This window comes from Rhodococcus jostii NBRC 16295 (genome assembly GCF_001894825.1).
In the GTDB taxonomy this organism is placed as follows: Bacteria; Actinomycetota; Actinomycetes; order Mycobacteriales; family Mycobacteriaceae; genus Rhodococcus_F; species Rhodococcus_F jostii.
The window spans coordinates 21958-39644 of the sequence record NZ_BCWY01000019.1 but is presented as its reverse complement, the minus strand read 5'-3'; the positions used below and the strand labels follow the sequence as shown (position 1 = coordinate 39644).

Here is a 17687-nt window from a genome sequence, read left to right as displayed (position 1 = left end):
GGGCTGGCAGGATCGACGCGTGAGCACCGCGAACCTGACCCGAGCCGAAACCGCCGAACGTTCCCGCGCGATCGATGTTCTCGGCTATCGCGTGGAACTGGACCTCCTCGGCGCGGTCGACCCGGAGGTCGGGACGTTCAGGACCACGACGACCGTGGAGTTCACCGCCACCACCACAGCGACCTGGCTCGACTTTCTCGGGGCCGGCGTGGAGTCGGTGACGATCAACGGCGCGGACGTGCCCGTCGACTACGACGGCGCCCGCATCGCGCTGCACGCGCTACAGGCATCGAACGTCGTGATCGTCACCGCCCGCGGCGAGTACAGCCGTTCCGGCGAGGGCCTGCACCGGTTCCTCGACCCGGCCGACGGGCAGACCTACCTCTACACGCAGTATGAACCCGCCGACGCGCGACGGGTGTTCGCGTGCTTCGAGCAGCCGGACCTGAAGGCGCCGTTCACGTTCGTCGTCACTGCGCCGCCTGCGTGGGAGGTGGTCTCCAACCAGCGGGTCGCCGCACGGGACGACACCGCCGACGGTCAGGTCGTCACGTTCGCGCCGACCTTACCGATCTCCACCTACATCACCGCGATCGTGGCAGGTCCGTACCACCGGGTGGACTCGTCGTGGAGCGGCGGCGACCTCACGATCCCACTGGGTGTCCTCTGCCGGGCGTCGCTCGCGCAGTACCTCGACGCCGACACGATCTTCGAGATCACCCGGCAGGGGCTGGGCTTCTTCGCGGACGCCTTCGACTACCCCTACCCGTTCGGCAAGTACGACCAGGTGTTCGTTCCCGAGTACAACCTCGGCGCCATGGAGAACCCCGGCTGCGTAACGTTCACCGAGGCGTACGTGTTCCGCGGGGCCGCCACCGACGCCCAGTACGAGGGCCGCGCGAACACGATCCTGCACGAGATGGCCCACATGTGGTTCGGCGACCTCGTCACCATGGTGTGGTGGGACGACCTGTGGCTCAAGGAATCGTTCGCCGACTACATGGGTGCACTGGCCAGCGCGGAGGCCACCCGGTGGACCGACGCGTGGGTGGCGTTCGCCAACCGTCGCAAGGCCTGGGCGTACCTCCAGGACCAGTTGCCCACGACGCATCCGATCGTCGCCGACATCGTCGACCTCGAGGCCGCGAAACTGAACTTCGACGGCATCACGTACGCGAAGGGCGCCAGCGTCCTCAAGCAACTCGTCGCGTATGCCGGGCGGGAGGCGTTCTTCGAGGGGGCGCGCCGCTACTTCCGCGCCCACGCCTTCGGCAACACCACCCTCACGGATCTGCTGGCGGAACTGTCGGCCACGTCGGGCCGGGACCTGTCGACCTGGGCGCGGGCCTGGCTGCAGACCACCGGGGTGTCGGCACTGACCCTTCAGCGCGAAGCCGACGGACGCGCCTCGATCGTGCAGACCGAGCCGCGTCCGCACCGGCTGGGGGTCGGGCGCTACGACTTCGACGACGTGGGCGACCTCGTGTGCGTGCAGCGGGTCGAGGTCGACCTCACCGACACGCGCACCCCGATCGACCTCGCCGACGCGGCGCTGGTGTTGCTCAACGACGCCGATCTGACATATGCGAAGGTGCGGCTTGACGATCGCTCGCTGACCACAGTCGAGCAGTCGCTCGACCGGCTGCGCGACCCGCTGGCACGTGGCCTGATCTGGTCGTCGCTGTGGAACGCCACCCGCGACAGCGAACTGGGCGCGATGCGGTACCTGTCGATGGCCGAGCGGTTCTCCCCGACGGAGGCGCACCTGACCCTCCTCACCTCGGTGCTGGCGAACGCCCCGTACGCCGTCGAGCACTACCTCCCCGAGACCGCGCGCGACGCCGCACGCCGCGGCCGCCTCGAACAGACCTGGCGTGCGTTGCAGGCCGCACCGCCGGCCTCGGGGAGCCAACTCGCCTGGGCACGTGCCGTGGCCGCCGCCGCCGCGATGGACGACGGTCGCGCGGACGACATCCGGTCGATGCTGGAGGCCGGCGGGGCTGCGCCGACGGGACTGTCGCTCGACCCGGATCTGCGCTGGGCGTTCTGGGGCGCTCTCGCCGCCACCGGGCACGCCGGCGACGCGGACCTCGACGGTGAACTGCGCCGGGACGACACCGGTTCCGGCCGCACCGCGTACCTGCGGGCGACGTTCTCGCGACCGGACCCGGACGTGAAGGCGAAGGCCTGGCAGTCGATCTTCGAAGACCGCACGCTGTCGAACGACCATCTCGGCGCGGTCATCGCCGGGTTCGGCGCCGGCGCCCGGCACGACCTCGTCGCCGGATACGCCGCCGACTACTTCGCCGCGATTCGCTCGGTGTGGGAGGAGCGCAGCATCGAGATCGCCCGGCGGATCGTGGTCGGGCTGTTCCCGTCCGAGACGAGTCTCGACGCCGCCGACGGCTGGCTGGTCGCCAACGCCGATGCGCCGGCCGCGCTGCGCCGGTTGGTGATCGAGCAACGGGATCATCTCGCCCGGGACCTGCGAGCGCAGGCCTTCAACGGCCGGCCGGACATCACGGACTGACAGCGTGGGCACCGTTCGAGGTGCGGGCCGTCCACCGGTCCAGGACGCCGCGCCACTCGCCCGACGTACTGTCGCCCGCCCAGGCGATGTAGCCGTCGGGGCGCACGAGCAGTGCGGGTCCGGCACCGGTCCGGGTCACCGCGTGGATCTCGCCGGGGACAGGAGCACCGGGCTCGGTGACCAGAACGAAACCGCCCGAACGCATCACCTCGTACAGCCGGCCGGCGTCGGTGGGCAGGTCCTCGACCCGCCGGCCGACCAGTGCGTTCTCACCGGTCCGGTGTCCGTATCCGATTCCGATGCCCGAGAACATCCGGGCAACGGCGTCTCCGATCGGCGGGAAACCGAGAAGCGCTGAGACGGCGACGTTCCGGAGTTTCCGCAGAATCCACGGCCGGACCGTCATCATGCGCATCGTCGCACCGCTCGAGCGCAGCACCAGCCTCCCGACCGGGTGCCGCTCGGAGTGGTAGGTGTCGAGCACCGACTCGTCTGCGCCGCCCAGGACTGCCGCGAGTTTCCAGCCGAGATTGACGGCGTCCTGGATGCCGGTGTTCATGCCCTGCCCGCCCGCCGGCGAATGCACGTGGGCCGCGTCGCCGGCGAGGAACACCCGACCCGTCCGGTACTGCGGCACCTGCCGTTCGTCACTGTGAAATCGCGACTGCCAGCGCACGTCACCGAGTCCGTAATCGGTGCCCATCGCGGTCCGGATGGTGGCGCGCAACTCCTCTCTGTCGACCGGGGCGCTGTCGTCGACCTGATGTCGCCGGTTCCAGGCGATGACCCGAAACAGGTTGTCGCCGTATGGTGCGATGAACGCGAAGCCGTCGCGGACGGCGTTGACGGTGACGAGGTTGTCCGGCGGGTTCGCGAGCTCGACGTCGGCGAGCATGATCGACCGCAGCACGGCCTGGCCGGGGAACGGTTGCCCGATCATCGTCCGCACCGCGCTGTGCGCGCCGTCCGCACCGACCGCATACGTTGCGTGAAAGGTGACGTCCTCGCCCGAGCCGTCGTGACCGCGGACCCGGACGCCGTCCCGGTCCTGGTCCACCCCGGTGACGGTGAATCCGCGGACGATGTCGGCGCCGCGCTCGCGTGCCCGCGCTTCGAGGAGGGCGTCGACGTTCCGCTGCGGTGTGACGAGGACGAACGGGAAGCGGGAATTCAGGCGTCCGAGGTTCAGTGCCGCACCGTGCCACAGCTTCAGACCGGGTGAGGGAGCCCCGGTGGCCACGAGCTGATCGGAGAGTCCGCGAGCATCGAGCAGTTCGAGAGTGCGGGCGTGAACGCCGAATGCGCGACTGAGAGTGGACGGTGCGGGGCGCTTGTCCAGCACCGTCACCGATCGGCCCGCGGTCGCCAGCTCGGCCGCGAGCGTGCACCCGGTGGGTCCGGCGCCGATCACCACCACGTCGATGTGCTTCATGACGATCCTCCGATCGAAAAATGCCCCATCAAGTCAACAACTGTTGACTACGACGTTAGGCGCATCCGCCCGCCAGGTCAACAGCTGTTGACTACACTGTGGGAATGCCTGAACGCCGCACCCGCTCCGCCGTCGCCACCCGCGCCGCGATCCTCGACGCGGCCCGAGCCCGGTTCGGAACAGAGGGCTACGACCGCACGACGATGCGCGGTGTCGCGTCGGACGTCGGCGTCGACCCCGCAATGGTGGTCCGCTACTTCACCAACAAGGAATCACTGTTCGCCGAGGCCGCGGAATTCGAGCTACACCTGCCCGACCTCCATGACGTTCCGGCGGATCAGCTCGCAACCGTGCTGATGCCGCAGTTCTTCGCGGTGTGGGAGAACGACGGCGCGTTTCTCCCCCTGCTCCGCGCGGCGGCCGGCAGCCCGCGGGCCGCCGAAGCGATGTTGCAGGTGTTCGCCCGCCAGGTGGCGCCTGCCCTCGCCGCGGTGGCGCCGGATCGCGCGGACGAACGCGCGGCCCTCGTCGGGTCACAGATCCTCGGACTCGCCTTCTCGCGCTACGTACTCCGGGTGCCGCCCCTCGTCGACATGACGCACGAGCAGCTGGTGCGGTGGGTCGGGCCGGTGCTCGAGTACTACCTCACCACGGGACCGCGGTAGTCCTGCCGGTGGTGCTTGCCGCCGTTCAGCATCCAGCGGGCATCGAGCTCACTCGTGCTGCGGCGGTGCCGTCTGATCGTGAACGACGTGATCGGCAACCGCTCGACGACGCTCGCGTCGGCCCGCGGATCGCCCGCGATGCCTTGTTCGAGAACGGAATACGCGGTGTGGTTGACCGAATGCACGGCCAGCCGGAGAGCGTCGAGCGCCGTCGGCTGCGGCCCGAACGCGGCGAGCGTGTGACCGCCGTCCACCGCGGTTTCGACCACCGCGTAGAAATGCCAGTCTGCGCCCGAATCACCAGTCATGATGCGCCTCACTCGTTCTGCTTCTGTGAGCTGTGCCATGACAGTATCGCGAGGGTACGACACGTTTCGGCGGCGCAGCGGTCAGGCCACGGACCGGCGTCCGATCCCGAACAGGTCCTGCGGGGCATCGATTCCCTTCAGCCGGTGACTGCCTGCCGGCTCACCCCAGAATTCGTCGGTGTCGAGTTCGTCGTAGAACTCGCCCGTCACGACCACCTCGTGTGACGGTGCGACCGCGACGACACGGCTGGCCATGTTGACCGGGCGGCCGAACCAGTCGCCGGCGCTCGGCACGGCCGTGCCCCAGGCGATCCCGGCCCGCAACGGCGGAAGACCCTCGGCGCGCGCGGCCTGAACGAGGTCGAGTGCCGCGTACGCCAACGCGTTCGGGTCGGGCGACACCATCATGACGGCGTCCCCGATCGTCTTCACAAGACGCACCGGCGGACCCAGGCGATCGGTGGCGAGGCGGTCGAGCCGCTCGGCGACCCGGCCCAGATCGGCGGGCGTCACCTGTTCCCCGAGCAGCGTGAACCCCACGAGATCGGCGAAACAGACCCCGATCTCCTGTGCACCGCGCAGGTGCAGATTCGAGTCTCCGGCGATCCCCACGGCATCGGACCGCAGTTGCTGGCGCAGAGTGGTGGCGATGAGCTGGGCCAGGATCTGCGCCTCGAAGTCCGCGATCCGGCGCACCTCGACCGCGTACCGCAGTGCCACCTCGGGATGATCGCGCGTCGCCTCGAGACGCTCCTGCAGCAGTGCGTCCGCGGCGTCGGCGACCGTCCAGAGGTTGCGCCCCAGGACCCTTGCTGCTGCGAAGACCCCGCTCTCGTCGAGACCCAGCTTGCGGTACTGCTCGAGTCCGCGCACGAGCGAGAGGTCGCCGTCGTTGTAATACGTCCCGTCCTCCGAGGCCCCCCGGCCGATGGCCCGGAACCAGCGGCGGGCGTCGTCGACGCTGACACCGGTCATCTGCGAGATCTCGTGGATGCTGTAGCTGCCCTTGGGCGACAACGCATGCTCGAGCAGCAGGTGCGCGAGCCGGTTGTCCCGCGAGGCGGCCCGCAGGTCGTCGATCGACACCCCCTCCTCGACCAGGGTGTTGAGCACCCCCATCCGGGCAGAGCGGTCCGACCCACTGAGCCCGTCGAGAAGGCCGGCGCGCTCGAAGTCGTGCAGTTGCGAGGGTTGCGGACCCGGGCGTCGGAGCGGGCGGGGCGGCGGGGACACCAGACGCCCCGTTCGGGGCGTGATCCGTCGGGGCTGTCGCGGGTTGCGCACGTCCTCAATCGTCCCAGGAACGACGTCGCCCTTCGCCGTAATCCTACGAACTCACTGTCGCTCGGACCACGACCGAACTATATTCGGTATGTGCCGATTCAAGATCTGTTGCTGGATGCCGCGGAGGGCCATTTCGCCCGTCGCGGCGTCCTCGCGACCCGCCTGTCCGACATCCGGGCGGAGGCCGGCGTCAGCGTGGGCGCCGTCTATCACCACTTCCCGAACAAGGAAGAGCTGTACATCCAGGTCTGGTTGCGCGCGCTCACCGACTACCAGGACGGCTTCCGGACGGCACTCTCGGAATGCGCCGATGCCCGGTCCGGGGTGGAAGGCGCCGTCGTCCGCCACCTGCAGTGGGTGTCCGGCCACCCACAACGGGCAACGATCCTCACCGCGCCCCGTCCCCCGGGCATCGACGAGCGTGCCGACTCCCCCAACGCGGTGTTCTTCCGGGACGTCACGCACTGGTGGCGGGTCCACGAGCACTACGGCACCGTCCGGCGACTCGACTTCGACGTGCTCTACGCGTTATGGCTGGGTCCGGCTCAGGAGTACTCCCGGCAGTGGCTCGCCGGCGCCATGACCACCGACCCCACCGCGGTGGCGCCCGAACTGGCGCGCGCCGCGTGGAACTCGCTACGAAATCAGGAGTAACCGATGACGGTCGACACCGCACTCACCGCCGACACCGCGCAGGCGGTGCTGGCGGCCCAGCCGTTCAGCGCCCTCGTCGGCGCGCGCATGACACGGTTCGGCGAGGGTGGCACCACCCTCGAGATTCCGATCCGGAACGAACTGCGGCAACAGAACGGCTTCGTGCACGGCGGTGTCCTGTCGTACGCCGCCGACAACGCCCTGACGTTCGCTGCGGGCACGGTGCTCGGCGCCGACATCATGACCGCGGGGTTCACGATCACCTACCTCCGTCCCGCCCAGGGCGTGCTGCTGCGCGCGGACGCCCGGGCCCACGCGTCGACCCGGCGTCAGGCGTTGTGCCGCTGCGACATCTATGCGGTGCAGGACGACGGCACGGAGGTGCTGTGCGCCGCCGCCCAGGGCACGGCGACAGTCAAGCAGCCCCGGTAGCCGCCGCCGTTCGGGATGAAACGATGGGACCATGGCTGACTTCGTAGACCGCGCATCCGTCGACAGGGCGCGTGAGCGCATCAGCGGCCTGGTCCGACGGACACCCACGTTCCGCGCGGTCGTGCCGACCGTCCACGGCGCCGTACCGGTGATCTTCAAACTCGAGTTCCTGCAGTACGGCGGTTCGTTCAAGGTGAGGGGCAGTCTCAATGCGCTGCTCCACGCCGAGGAGGACGGGCGGCTCGACGAGGCGGGCGTCGTCATCGCATCCGGCGGCAATGCCGCCATCGGAGCAGCCTGGGCGTCGCGGCTGAGGGGTGTGACATGCACCGTGGTGGTTCCCGTCACGGCACCCGACGTCAAGATCGAGAAGCTCGTCGCGCTCGGTGCGGACGTCCGCAAGGTGGGTGAACGGTACTCCGAGGCCGCGGAGTACGCCGAAGAGCTCGCGACGTCCTCGAACGCCCTCGCCCTCCACGCCTACGATCTCCCCGACATCGTCGCCGGCGCCGGCACCATCGCCCTCGAGATCCAGGACGACGTCGCCGAGCCACTGTCCTACGTCATCGCCGTCGGCGGCGGTGGGCTGCTCTCCGGTGTCGTCGCCGGCAGCGGCGAGGACGACACCATCTACGGGGTGGAACCGAGCGGCGCGGCGACGCTGCACTCCGCCGTCGCAGCCCGGCAACCGGTGGACATCGACATCGACAGCATCGCCGGCGACTCCCTCGGCGCCACCAAGATCGGCTCCATCGCCTGGGAGACGGTCCGGTCGCGGCCCGTCTCCAGCCTCATCGTCGACGACGACGCCCTGATCGACGCGCGAACGCTGCTGTGGGAGGAGTTCCGGATCGTCGTCGAACACGGCACCGCGGCGGCGCTGGCCGCGATCGTCACCGGACAGCTCGTCTCCACGGACGACAAACCGCTGTGCGTCGTGCTCTGCGGCGCCAACACGTCGCTGACCAGCTACTGATCCGGCGGAGCTGTCAGCCGCGCGGTTTCAGCCGGCTGTTCGGCAGCTCGGGCGCGGGCAGCGGATTGCCGTCGTAGCCGTCGACCGTGCCGAACCGTGGGTCGGCGGGCGCCGCTCCCCGGATCTCCGACTGCCATTCGCGGCGATAGCCGACGATGTCTTCGTGACTTCGGCCGAGAAAGTTCCACCACATGATCACCTGCTCGCCGAGCGGCTCGCCGCCGAGCAGCAGCAGCCGGGCCCGCGTTCCGCCCGTGTTGCGCAGCGCCACCAGAGACTCGCCGGGCGGCTGGTATCCGAGTTCCGCCCACCGCAGCGTGGTTCCGCGCAGTTGCACCTCGCCCTCGTCGACCAGCACCCCGGCCTCGAAACCGCGCTCGATGTCGAGGGTGACGTCTGCACCCGGTTCCAGAAGGATCTCCGCACCGAGCAGCGGCGTGAACGTGCGGACCGGCGACGTCGAACCCGCCGTTGTTCCGAGGAACACCCGCACGGTGGCGCCGCCCCGGACGACCGGATCGGGCGCGTACGTCTCGAAGGCCGGCTCGGCGTCCTGCGCCGACGCCGGCAACGCCACCCACAGTTGCGCGCCGTGCAGGATGCGCGTCTGCGGTGTGGACACCTCGGAGTGGGCGATCCCCCGCCCCGCGGTCATCAGGTTGAGTTCGCCGGGGCGCACCATCGCGTGCGAACCGATGCTGTCGCGGTGCTCGATCTCCCCGGTGAACAGCCAGCTCACCGTTTGCAGCCCGGTATGAGGGTGCGGCGGCACGTTCATCCCGCCCGTCGTCCCGACGTCGTCCGGACCGTAGTGATCGGCGAAGCACCAGGCCCCGATCAGTGAACGGTCCCGCTGCGGAAGTGTGCGCCGGACCGGCATCGCGCGGGGTCCGCCGAGCGGGACCTCGCGGGCGCCCAGCACCTGGATGCCACCTCCATCGGGGTGGGACTCGCACCGCTCTTCCACCGAATTCGTCTCCAGATTGCTCACTGCTCCATCGTGCCTTCCATCAGTCCTGTGCGCCGCGAAGTTTTGTGCACAGGTCGGTGAGCGTGTCGAGTTCGTCGTCCGAGAGGGCGGGCCCGACGTGCCGCCGGATGCTCGCAGCATGCCTGCGCCCCACGGACTGCTGCCGGCGCGCACCCTCGTCGGTCAGGGCGACGACGGTTCCCCTGCGGTCGCCGGGATCGCCTTCCCGGGTGACCAGCCCCGCGACGACGAGGCGCTCGACCAGCCGGCTCAGAGACGGCTGGCTGAGCAGGATCTCCCGGTTGAGGTCGTGCAGTCGCAGCCTGCGTCCGGGCGCCCGGCTGAGGGTGAACAGCACGTCGTATTCGCGCAGGCTCAGCTCGTCCCACACGTCGTCGGCCGCGAGGTGGCGCATCACCGCGACCTGGGCGCGGAAGAGGGCCTCCCACGCCTCGGTCGCCCGTTCGGTTCTACTGACGGGCGGCATCGACCGGCTCGCGATCGGACTTCATCGACGCGTGCGTCGGCGGGTTGTCGGGAACGCCGGCAGGTCGCCGGGCCGCGAACTCCGTGCGCAGCACCGGCACGACCTCACCGCCCAGCAGATCCAACTGCTCGAGCACCGTCTTCAACGGCAGTCCCGCGTGGTCGACGAGGAACAGCTGCCGCTGGTAGTCGCCGAAGAAGTCGGCGAACGTCAGGGTCTTCTCGATCACCTGTTCCGGTGTGCCGACGGTGAGTGGGGTCTGGTCGGTGAAGTCCTCGAGGCTCGGACCGTGGCCGTAGACGGGGGCGTTGTCGAAGTAGGGCCGGAACTCGTCGACGGCATCCTTTGCGTTCTTGCGCATGAAGACCTGCCCGCCCAGTCCGACGATGGCCTGGTCCGCGCGGCCGTGACCGTAGTGCTCGTATCGCTCGCGGTAGAGGTTGATCAGGGCGATGTAGTGCTCCTTGGGCCAGAAGATGTTGTTCGCGAAGAACCCGTCGCCGTGGAACGCCGCGATCTCGGCGATCTCCGGGCTGCGGATCGATCCGTGCCACACGAAGGGCGGGATACCGTCGAGCGGACGCGGGGTCGACGTGAATCCCTGCAGCGGCGTGCGGAACTGCCCCTGCCAGTCCACGACGTCCTCGTCCCACAGCCGGCGGAGCAGCCGGTAGTGCTCCAGCGCCAGCGGAATGCCCTGCCGGATGTCCTGGCCGAACCACGGGTAGACGGGGGCCGTGTTTCCGCGGCCCATCATCAGGTCCACCCGCCCGTCCGCGAGGTGCTGCAGCATCGCGTAGTCCTCGGCGATCTTCACGGGGTCGTTGGTGGTGATCAGCGTCGTGGAGGTCGACAGGATGATCTTCTCGGTCTGCGCCGCGAGGTAGCCCAGCATCGTGGTCGGGGACGACGGCACGAACGGCGGGTTGTGATGCTCGCCGGTGGCGAACACGTCGAGCCCGACGTCCTCCGCATGCTTGGCGATGGTCGTCATCGCCTTGATGCGCTCGTGCTCGGTGGGTGCGCGGCCGGTGGTGGGATCGGGCGTGACGTCGCCGACGGTGAAGATTCCGAACTGCATAGCTGTTCCTCTCGCGCCAGAACTCCATGCATTTGCATGAACCTATTACAACATTCAACCACTTCGCGGTATTCCGGAATCGACCGAGGGCGGCAAGCGCAGTGCGCTTGCCGCCCTCGGCAACGTTCGATCGAGCCCGATCAGTACATCGTGACCGGCAGAGCCGGATCAGTACATCGTGACCGGCAGAGCCGGATCAGTGCATCATGACCGTCGGGGCGCCTTCCGCCTCGAGATGCGGGTTGACCGACTTCTTCCGCGGCAGCATGAACGCCGGGATGAGCGTCAACGCGATCAGCACGGTGGCGACCAGGAATGTGTTGCCGAACGCGTCGGCAGCCTGACTCAGGACCTGGTCCACCATGCCGGGAGGCTCCTGAGCGGCGACCTCGGGCACGTGCTGCATCGCGACGGTCTGACTGTCGAGACCGCGATCGAGCAGCTGGTTGGTGAGGACCACCGACATGACCGCGGTACCGATCGAGCCTGCGGTCTGCTGGACGATGTTCATCAGGGTCGAACCACGCGCGACCTGATCGTTGGAGAGCGTCACGATCGCGGCGGTCATCAGCGGCATCATCGTGCAGCCCATGCCCATGCCCATCACGAACAGGGCACCCATCAGCAGCCACGTCGGCGAGTCCGCCGCAACCTGGGTGAAGGTACCCAGACCGATCAGGATCAGCGGTAGACCCGTCAGCACGATCTTGCCGGGGCCGATCTTGTCGACGAGTCGTCCGGCCACGGGCATGGTCAGCATCGCGCCGATGCCCTGCGGAGCCATCAGCAGACCGGCGGCGAGCGTGGTGTGCCCGCCGACCTGGATGAAGTAGCTGGGGAACAGCAGACCGGCACCCATGAACGCGACGATGAACAGCGAGGTCGTGATGACGGCGACCGACAGCTGCCGGTTCTTGAACAGGTGTAGGTCGATCAGCGGGTGATCCTTGCGGAGCGCGTGGAACACGAACGCGATGATCAGCGCCAGGCCGATCGCGCCGGGCACGAGCACGCGGGCCGAGGCGACCGTGCCCACCTCGGGGATGGACGACACACCGAACAGGAACAGTGCCAGGCCGGGCGAGAGCAGCAGCATGCCGAGGAAGTCGAAGGACTCGGAGGGCGAGGCCTTGTCGGACGGCAGGATGATGTACGCGGCAGTGAGGGCGACGATCCCGATCGGCACGTTGATCAGGAAGATCCAGTGCCAGCTCGCGGCCTCGATCAGCCAGCCGCCGAGGATCGGGCCGCCGATCGGGCCGAGCAGCATGGGGATACCGAGAACCGCCATGACCCGGCCGACGCGGTCGGGTCCGGCCGCCTTCGTCATGATCGTCATACCGAGCGGCATCAGCATGCCGCCGCCGAGTCCCTGCAGGACGCGGAAGCCGATCAGCGAGGTGATGTCCCAGGCGAAGCTGCACAGCACCGAGCCGAGGACGAACAGCACGAGCGCCGTCATGTAGAGGCGCTTGGTGCCGAAACGGTCGGCCGCCCATCCGGTCACGGGAATGACGGTGGCGAGGGCGAGGGTGTACGCGGTCATCGTCCACGCGACGGTGGCGTACGTGGTGTCGAATTCCGTGGCGAACGTCGGCAACGCGACGCTGACCACGGTCACGTCGAGGATCGACATGATGGCACCGAGCACCACCACGGACGCGATCTTGAGGACCGTGCCGTCGAGCTTGTCGGGCGCCGCGTTCGCGGCGGTCGGCGATGTCATCCGAATATCTCCTGGTTGAGTTCTCGCAGGGACTCCCCCGCGAGGATCGGTTGTAGTGCCTCGATCAGCCGAGTCCGCTCGGTCTCCGGAACCCGCCATGCGAACCGTCGCAACTGATCACGCTTGCATTCGATGTGCTGGTTGGCGACCTTATGCCCGGCCTCCGACAAGGAGACCCGCTTGACCCGCCGGTCGCGTTCGTCCTCCCGTCGAACGACCAGACCCAGTTTCACGAGCTGGTCGACGTTCCGGCCCGCCGCGGCCACCGAGAGCCGCAGCCGCTCGGCCACCTCGTTGATCGGCAGCGGCTCACCGTGCTGGGCGAGCGCGAAGAGCATGCGCACCTGCGAAAACGTGAGGTCCAGCTCGATGAGGTTGTCCATCGACTCCGACTCCCCCGCGCTCAACAGTTGAGTGAAGAAATCGTTGAGTAGTTCGAAGAGAAGATCAGGAGATTTGTCGGGCACCGTCAAATGATAGCGCTCATGCAACTATTGCCCAACAGCAACTATGACGCAACCGAATAAATGGTGTCAGGTATCACACCGCCCGACCGTCGCTGCGACCTGCGCGTTCAGTCCTGAACGAGGACCGCTTTGCCCAGCACGAGACCGGCCTCGAGATCGCGTAGAGCGTCCGGCGCCCGTTCGAGCGGATACCGGGACGTGACCACCGGACGCAGTCCGCGCTCCACGTGCCGGATCAATGCGGCGTGCACCTCTTCCAGCGCGTTCGGTTCGGTCCGGATGAACTCGCCCCACGCGGCGCCGACGATGCTGATGTTGCGGAACAGCACCCGGTTCATCCTCAACTCCGGGATCGCCCCGCCGGCGAATCCGATCACCACCAGCCGGCCCTCCGGGGCCAGCACGCGGACGGCCTCGTCGAAGGCCTCACCGCCGACGGGGTCGACCACGATCTGCGCGCCCCGGCCACCGGTCAGGTCCCGGACCCGGTCGCCCCAGCCGTCGGCGAGGCGGACGACCTCGTCGGCGCCCAGTTCACGAAGGAAGTTTTCGGCGCCGTCCCGCCGCACCACCGCGATCACGCGGGCGCCGTGCGCCTTGGCCAACTGGATGGTGGACGTGCCCACCCCGCCCGCCGCACCGAGGACGACGACGGTTTCGCCGGACCGGAGCCGTGCCCGTCGCTCCAGCGCGAACTCCATCGTCTGGTAGTTGATGATCAGCGACGCCGCTTCCTCGAAGCCCAGGATCGGCGGGATGGGCAGCACGCGCTCCGGGGGCACCGCGACCTTCTCTGCGTACCCGCCCACCTGAGACGCCGCGAGCACGCGCTGCCCCGGCTCGAATCCGCTGACGGCCGGCGCCGACACGACGACACCCGTGACTTCGGCGCCGGGGACGAACGGCGGCTCGGGCCGGAGCTGATACTTGCCGTAGCTGATCAGGAGGTCGGGGAAGCACACGCCGCTCGCCTCGACGTCGATGAGAACCAGACCCTCGGCCGACGGTTCCGGCACGTCGCGGACCGCCATGCCGCCCGGGCCCGACAGCTCCGTCACCACCACTGCGCGCATGCTCGAAGACTAGACGCGCAGTGGTGGCGGGAGTCCGTCAACGAGCGAAGAGCCACCTGCGCTTGCGGGCGACGGACACCATCTCGACCGTGTCGGTCATCTTCACGCGCGGACGCCCGGAACCCGCGGCGCGACCGGTCTCCGCCTTGTCGATCGCGCGCCAGCCCGGGAACCCGATCTGCTGCGGCTGACGGCGCTCGATCAGCTTCTTCACGTCCCTGCGGGTGCCGACCGTGCCGAGGAGCTTCCCGGCTTCGAAATCCGCGAGCAGCGAGGACACCGTCTCCTTGGCGCAGGCCTTGTTGGTGCCGATGACACCACTGGGACCACGCTTGATCCATCCCGTCACGTACACGCGGTCGGAGACACGTCCGTGTTCGTTGGGGATCACGCCACGCTTCTCGTCGAACGCGACACCGCCTACGGGATTGCCGCGGTACCCGATGGAGCGCAGCACGAGCGAGGTGTCGAGCGAACCCTCCTCGCCCTGCGGCCGGGCCGACAGCGCGCCGGAGTCGTCGACCACCAGTTCGTTGCGTCCGTAGCGCAGCGACTCGGCCTTGCCGGACCCGGTGACCTCGAGCGGCGACGTCAGGTAGCGGAACACGATGCGCTTGTGACCGGGACGCGGGGCACGCTGCGCGAACTCCCGCGCCAGCCGGACCTTCATCGCAGTCGCCGGATCGTCCAGCAGCGCCTCACTGGCCGGGTCGAGGTCGAGGTCTGCGTCGTCGATGACGACGTCCACGTTCTCGAGGTCGCCGAGCGCGAGGAACTCGGGGTTGCTGTACGCCGCCTGCGCCGGCCCGCGGCGGCCGAGGAGCACGACCTCCTCGATGTTGCTGCGCCGCAGCGCGGCGAGGGCGTGATCGGCGATGTCCGTCCGCTCCAGCTCCTCGACGTTCATCGTGAGGATGCGGGCCACGTCGAGCGCGACGTTGCCGTTGCCGACGATCACCGCGCGCTTCGCGGACAGGTCGAAGGTGCGCTGCGCATGATCCGGGTGGCCGTTGTACCAGGCCACGAACTCGGTGGCGGCGTGCACGCCGGGGAGGTCCTCGCCGGGGATTCCCAGTCGACGGTCGCTCGACGCCCCGACGGCGTAGATGACGGCGTGGTGGTTCTCCAGCAGTTCGTCGTGCGTGACGTGCTTGCCGACCTCGACGTTGAGGTGGAATTCGAAGTTCGGCCGGTCGAGACTCCACTCGAACATCCGCGTCACTTCCTTGGTGCCGGGGTGGTCGGGTGCGACGCCGGCACGGATGAGCCCCCACGGGGTCGGCAGCTTCTCGAACATCTCGACCTCGATGTCCGAACGTTCGAGCAGTTCACCCGCGGCGTAGCAGGCCGCGGGGCCGGCACCGACGACGGCGACGCGGAGCGTGCCGAGGTCGCGCCGCGGCGGGGTCGCGGGTGTGAGAGGGATCCACCCCGTCGGCATGGGGTTGGTCGTGTAGTACTCGGCGTTGATGTCCTTGTAGCGGGTGAGCGAACCGAGGAGCTTGTCTTCCGGGAAGATCGCGTCGACCGGACAGGCGTCGACGCACGCCCCGCAGTCGATGCAGGTTTCCGGGTCGATGTGCAGCATCTCGGTCTGCGCGAACTCCCGCTCCTCGGGCGTCGGATGGATGCAGTTCACGGGGCACGCGGAGACGCAGCTCGCGTCGTTGCAGCACGCCTGGGTGATGACATATGCCATTGCGGTTTCCTCACACCTGTCCGGACCATCGAGCTCGTTTGTGTTACACGTAGTAACAGTTATATGAACTGTACTGAGAATCGCGTCCGCAAACAAGCACCGGCGCTTGATGGAAGAATCAGGGCTCCGTCCACAAGCGAAGGAAACGCATCTTGGCACTCGACCGACCCCTCGCCGCTCGACCCTCCCGCGGTCGAATCTTCGAGACCTCCTGGCCGGTCCGAACCGGCGACATCGACGCCGCCAAACGACTCCGCCTCGACGGGATCGCGCGCTACCTCCAGGACGCCGGCCTCGACAACCTCGACGCGGTGGACGCCACCGACACCCACCCGCTGTGGATCGTCCGGCGCACCGTCATCGACGTCGTGCGGCCCGCCGTGTGGCCCGAGCGGGTGCATCTCCGTCGCTGGTGTTCGGCGCTGTCGACCCGCTGGACGAACATGCGCGTGCAGATCGAAGGTGAGGCGGGCGCGCTGATCGAGACCGAAGGGTTCTGGATCCACATCAGCGGCGAAACGGGAATGCCCACCCGTATCGACGACGGGTTCATCGAACGCCTCGGGGAGTCGGCGGAGGAACACCGGCTGAAGTGGAAGCGGTGGCTCGTCGAGAATGCTCCGGCCGCCGACGAGGACGGCATCGAGGACAGCGAGTTCATCCTGCGCCGCACCGACATCGACCCGTTCGACCACGTCAACAACGCCGTCTACTGGCAGGCGGTCGAGGAGCTGCTCGCCGACCACGAGCATCCCGGTGGCGGCCGCCTGGTCGACAACCCTCACCGTGCGGTGCTCGAGTACCTCGCACCCATCGTGTCGACCGACAAGATCGTTCTGCGCCGGCGCCGGACCGACACGTCACTGACCGTGTGGTTCCTGGTCGACGACGCCCTCCGGGCCGTGGCCCACGTCGGGCCACTCACCACCTGATCAGACCATCTGCTGGGTGCCGATCACCCGCAACAGGTCGAGCTTGGCCCGCGCGTCGGAACCCGGCTGCGGCATGTACACGAGTAGATGCTGATAGGCGCCCTGAGTCAGCAACGTCTCGCAGACGAGGTCGATGCGTCCGCCCTCGTCGTGGAGAACGCTCTTCGTGTCGGATCGCCGGACGGCCACGTCGTGCCGGTCCCACAGCGCGGCGAATTCGGTGCTCGTCTCGTACAGCCGGTCCACCAGGTCCGTGACGTCGGCGTCGCCCGCGCGCCGGGCCGCAGTCGCCCGCAGATCCGCGACGTGCTGTCCGGCGAGGCGGTCGTGATCGTCCGCGGGGAACATGCCGCGCTCGCCGGGGTGCGCGAACCACCGCCACGTCACGTACCGGTCGAGACCCGAATAGCGGGACGCGTCCCCGAACAGGATCACGTGCATCCGGTTCTGGATCAGCACCTCCCCGAGGTCCGAGATCACGCAGCCCGGGGTGTCGTCCAGCTTGTCGAGCAGGTGCAGCAACCCCGGCCCGACGTGTTTGTTGCCCGCGGCCCGCATCGGCGGCACCTGCCCGGACAACAGGTACAGGTGATCGCGCTGATCGTCGGTGAGCCGCAGCGCCCGCGCGATCGACGCCAGAACCTGCGTCGACGGGTGCGGCCCGCGCGCCTGCTCGAGGCGCGTGTAGTAGTCGGTGGACATTCCCGCGAGCATCGCCACCTCGTCGCGCCGCAGCCCCGGCGTCCGCCGACGCACCCCCGGCGGCAGTCCGACGTCGGCCGGAACCAGCTGCTCCCTGCGACGACGGAGGAAGTCTGCCAACTCGGAGCGGTCCATGAATCCACTGTGCCGGACGGGCGAATGCGCTGCCAGGGATCGCCGATCCCCCGATGAACGGTCTCTGGTTGCCTGCCCCCGACGAGGCGACGCTGGTGTCGGTCAGGAACGGACACCAACCATCGGAGCAGATG

General features: G+C 68.5%; 17 protein-coding genes. 6 read left to right on the top strand and 11 right to left on the bottom strand.

Annotation, left to right across the window (positions count from 1 at the left end; translation table 11 throughout):
* Window positions 1-19: 19 nt before the first annotated feature.
* Complete coding sequence (gene pepN / locus RJ1_RS14790) at window positions 20-2530, top strand: aminopeptidase N (protein ID WP_073361010.1); 2511 nt, start codon at window positions 20-22, stop codon at window positions 2528-2530.
* Here the strand turns inward: pepN and RJ1_RS14785 are convergent.
* Window positions 2520-3962, bottom strand: a complete 1443-nt coding sequence (locus RJ1_RS14785) for an FAD-dependent oxidoreductase (RefSeq protein ID WP_073361009.1) — start codon at window positions 3960-3962, stop codon at window positions 2520-2522. The genes pepN and RJ1_RS14785 overlap by 11 nt on opposite strands.
* Window positions 3963-4066: 104 nt before the next feature.
* On the opposite strand from RJ1_RS14785, the gene RJ1_RS14780 reads away from it, so the two are divergent.
* On the top strand, window positions 4067-4627 hold the full coding sequence (locus RJ1_RS14780) for a TetR/AcrR family transcriptional regulator (RefSeq protein ID WP_073361007.1): 561 nt from the start codon (window positions 4067-4069) through the stop codon (window positions 4625-4627).
* Here the strand turns inward: RJ1_RS14780 and RJ1_RS14775 are convergent.
* Together RJ1_RS14775 and RJ1_RS14770 are read right to left on the bottom strand one after the other, a co-directional pair.
* Window positions 4603-4935, bottom strand: coding sequence for a hypothetical protein (locus tag RJ1_RS14775; protein WP_073361006.1), 333 nt, complete (start codon window positions 4933-4935; stop codon window positions 4603-4605). The two genes, RJ1_RS14780 and RJ1_RS14775, sit on opposite strands and share 25 nt — an antisense overlap.
* Before the next feature lie 81 nt (window positions 4936-5016).
* Window positions 5017-6219, bottom strand: a complete 1203-nt coding sequence (locus tag RJ1_RS14770; RefSeq protein WP_073361004.1) for an adenylate/guanylate cyclase domain-containing protein — start codon at window positions 6217-6219, stop codon at window positions 5017-5019.
* A gap of 90 nt (window positions 6220-6309) precedes the next feature.
* Here RJ1_RS14770 and RJ1_RS14765 point away from each other — a divergent pair, with 90 nt between their 5' ends.
* The 3 genes from RJ1_RS14765 to RJ1_RS14755 are packed head-to-tail and all read left to right on the top strand — an operon-like array spanning window position 6310 to window position 8281.
* A complete protein-coding gene (locus RJ1_RS14765; RefSeq protein WP_073361003.1) occupies window positions 6310-6873 on the top strand; it encodes a TetR/AcrR family transcriptional regulator in 564 nt (187 codons plus the stop codon).
* A gap of 3 nt (window positions 6874-6876) precedes the next feature.
* A complete protein-coding gene (locus tag RJ1_RS14760) occupies window positions 6877-7305 on the top strand; it encodes a PaaI family thioesterase (RefSeq protein ID WP_073361001.1) in 429 nt (142 codons plus the stop codon).
* 31 nt (window positions 7306-7336) lie between these two features.
* On the top strand, window positions 7337-8281 hold the full coding sequence (locus RJ1_RS14755) for a serine/threonine dehydratase (protein ID WP_073361000.1): 945 nt from the start codon (window positions 7337-7339) through the stop codon (window positions 8279-8281).
* Window positions 8282-8294: 13 nt separating this feature from the next.
* On the opposite strand, the gene RJ1_RS14750 is transcribed toward RJ1_RS14755, so the two are convergent.
* The 7 genes from RJ1_RS14750 to RJ1_RS14720 all read right to left on the bottom strand — a co-directional run bounded on the left by RJ1_RS14750 (window position 8295) and on the right by RJ1_RS14720 (window position 15784).
* On the bottom strand, window positions 8295-9272 hold the full coding sequence (locus tag RJ1_RS14750) for a pirin family protein (protein WP_073360998.1): 978 nt from the start codon (window positions 9270-9272) through the stop codon (window positions 8295-8297).
* 19 nt (window positions 9273-9291) lie between these two features.
* A complete protein-coding gene (locus tag RJ1_RS14745; RefSeq protein WP_073360997.1) occupies window positions 9292-9738 on the bottom strand; it encodes a MarR family winged helix-turn-helix transcriptional regulator in 447 nt (148 codons plus the stop codon).
* A complete protein-coding gene (locus RJ1_RS14740; RefSeq protein ID WP_073360995.1) occupies window positions 9722-10819 on the bottom strand; it encodes an LLM class flavin-dependent oxidoreductase in 1098 nt (365 codons plus the stop codon). The genes RJ1_RS14745 and RJ1_RS14740 overlap by 17 nt, the downstream gene beginning before the upstream one ends.
* Before the next feature lie 196 nt (window positions 10820-11015).
* On the bottom strand, window positions 11016-12545 hold the full coding sequence (locus RJ1_RS14735) for a DHA2 family efflux MFS transporter permease subunit (protein WP_073360994.1): 1530 nt from the start codon (window positions 12543-12545) through the stop codon (window positions 11016-11018).
* A complete protein-coding gene (locus RJ1_RS14730) occupies window positions 12542-13012 on the bottom strand; it encodes a MarR family winged helix-turn-helix transcriptional regulator (protein WP_073361123.1) in 471 nt (156 codons plus the stop codon). Before RJ1_RS14730 ends, RJ1_RS14735 begins: the two co-directional genes overlap by 4 nt.
* A gap of 107 nt (window positions 13013-13119) precedes the next feature.
* Window positions 13120-14085, bottom strand: coding sequence for an NADPH:quinone oxidoreductase family protein (locus RJ1_RS14725; protein ID WP_073360992.1), 966 nt, complete (start codon window positions 14083-14085; stop codon window positions 13120-13122).
* Window positions 14086-14122: 37 nt separating this feature from the next.
* On the bottom strand, window positions 14123-15784 hold the full coding sequence (locus tag RJ1_RS14720; protein ID WP_073360991.1) for an FAD-dependent oxidoreductase: 1662 nt from the start codon (window positions 15782-15784) through the stop codon (window positions 14123-14125).
* Between the two features lie 152 nt (window positions 15785-15936).
* Here RJ1_RS14720 and RJ1_RS14715 point away from each other — a divergent pair, with 152 nt between their 5' ends.
* The gene (locus RJ1_RS14715; protein WP_073360990.1) at window positions 15937-16716 is read left to right on the top strand and encodes an acyl-[acyl-carrier-protein] thioesterase; all 780 of its coding nucleotides are present in this window, start codon (window positions 15937-15939) and stop codon (window positions 16714-16716) included.
* On the opposite strand, the gene RJ1_RS14710 is transcribed toward RJ1_RS14715, so the two are convergent.
* A complete protein-coding gene (locus RJ1_RS14710) occupies window positions 16717-17553 on the bottom strand; it encodes a helix-turn-helix transcriptional regulator (RefSeq protein WP_073360988.1) in 837 nt (278 codons plus the stop codon).
* Window positions 17554-17687: the final 134 nt, after the last annotated feature.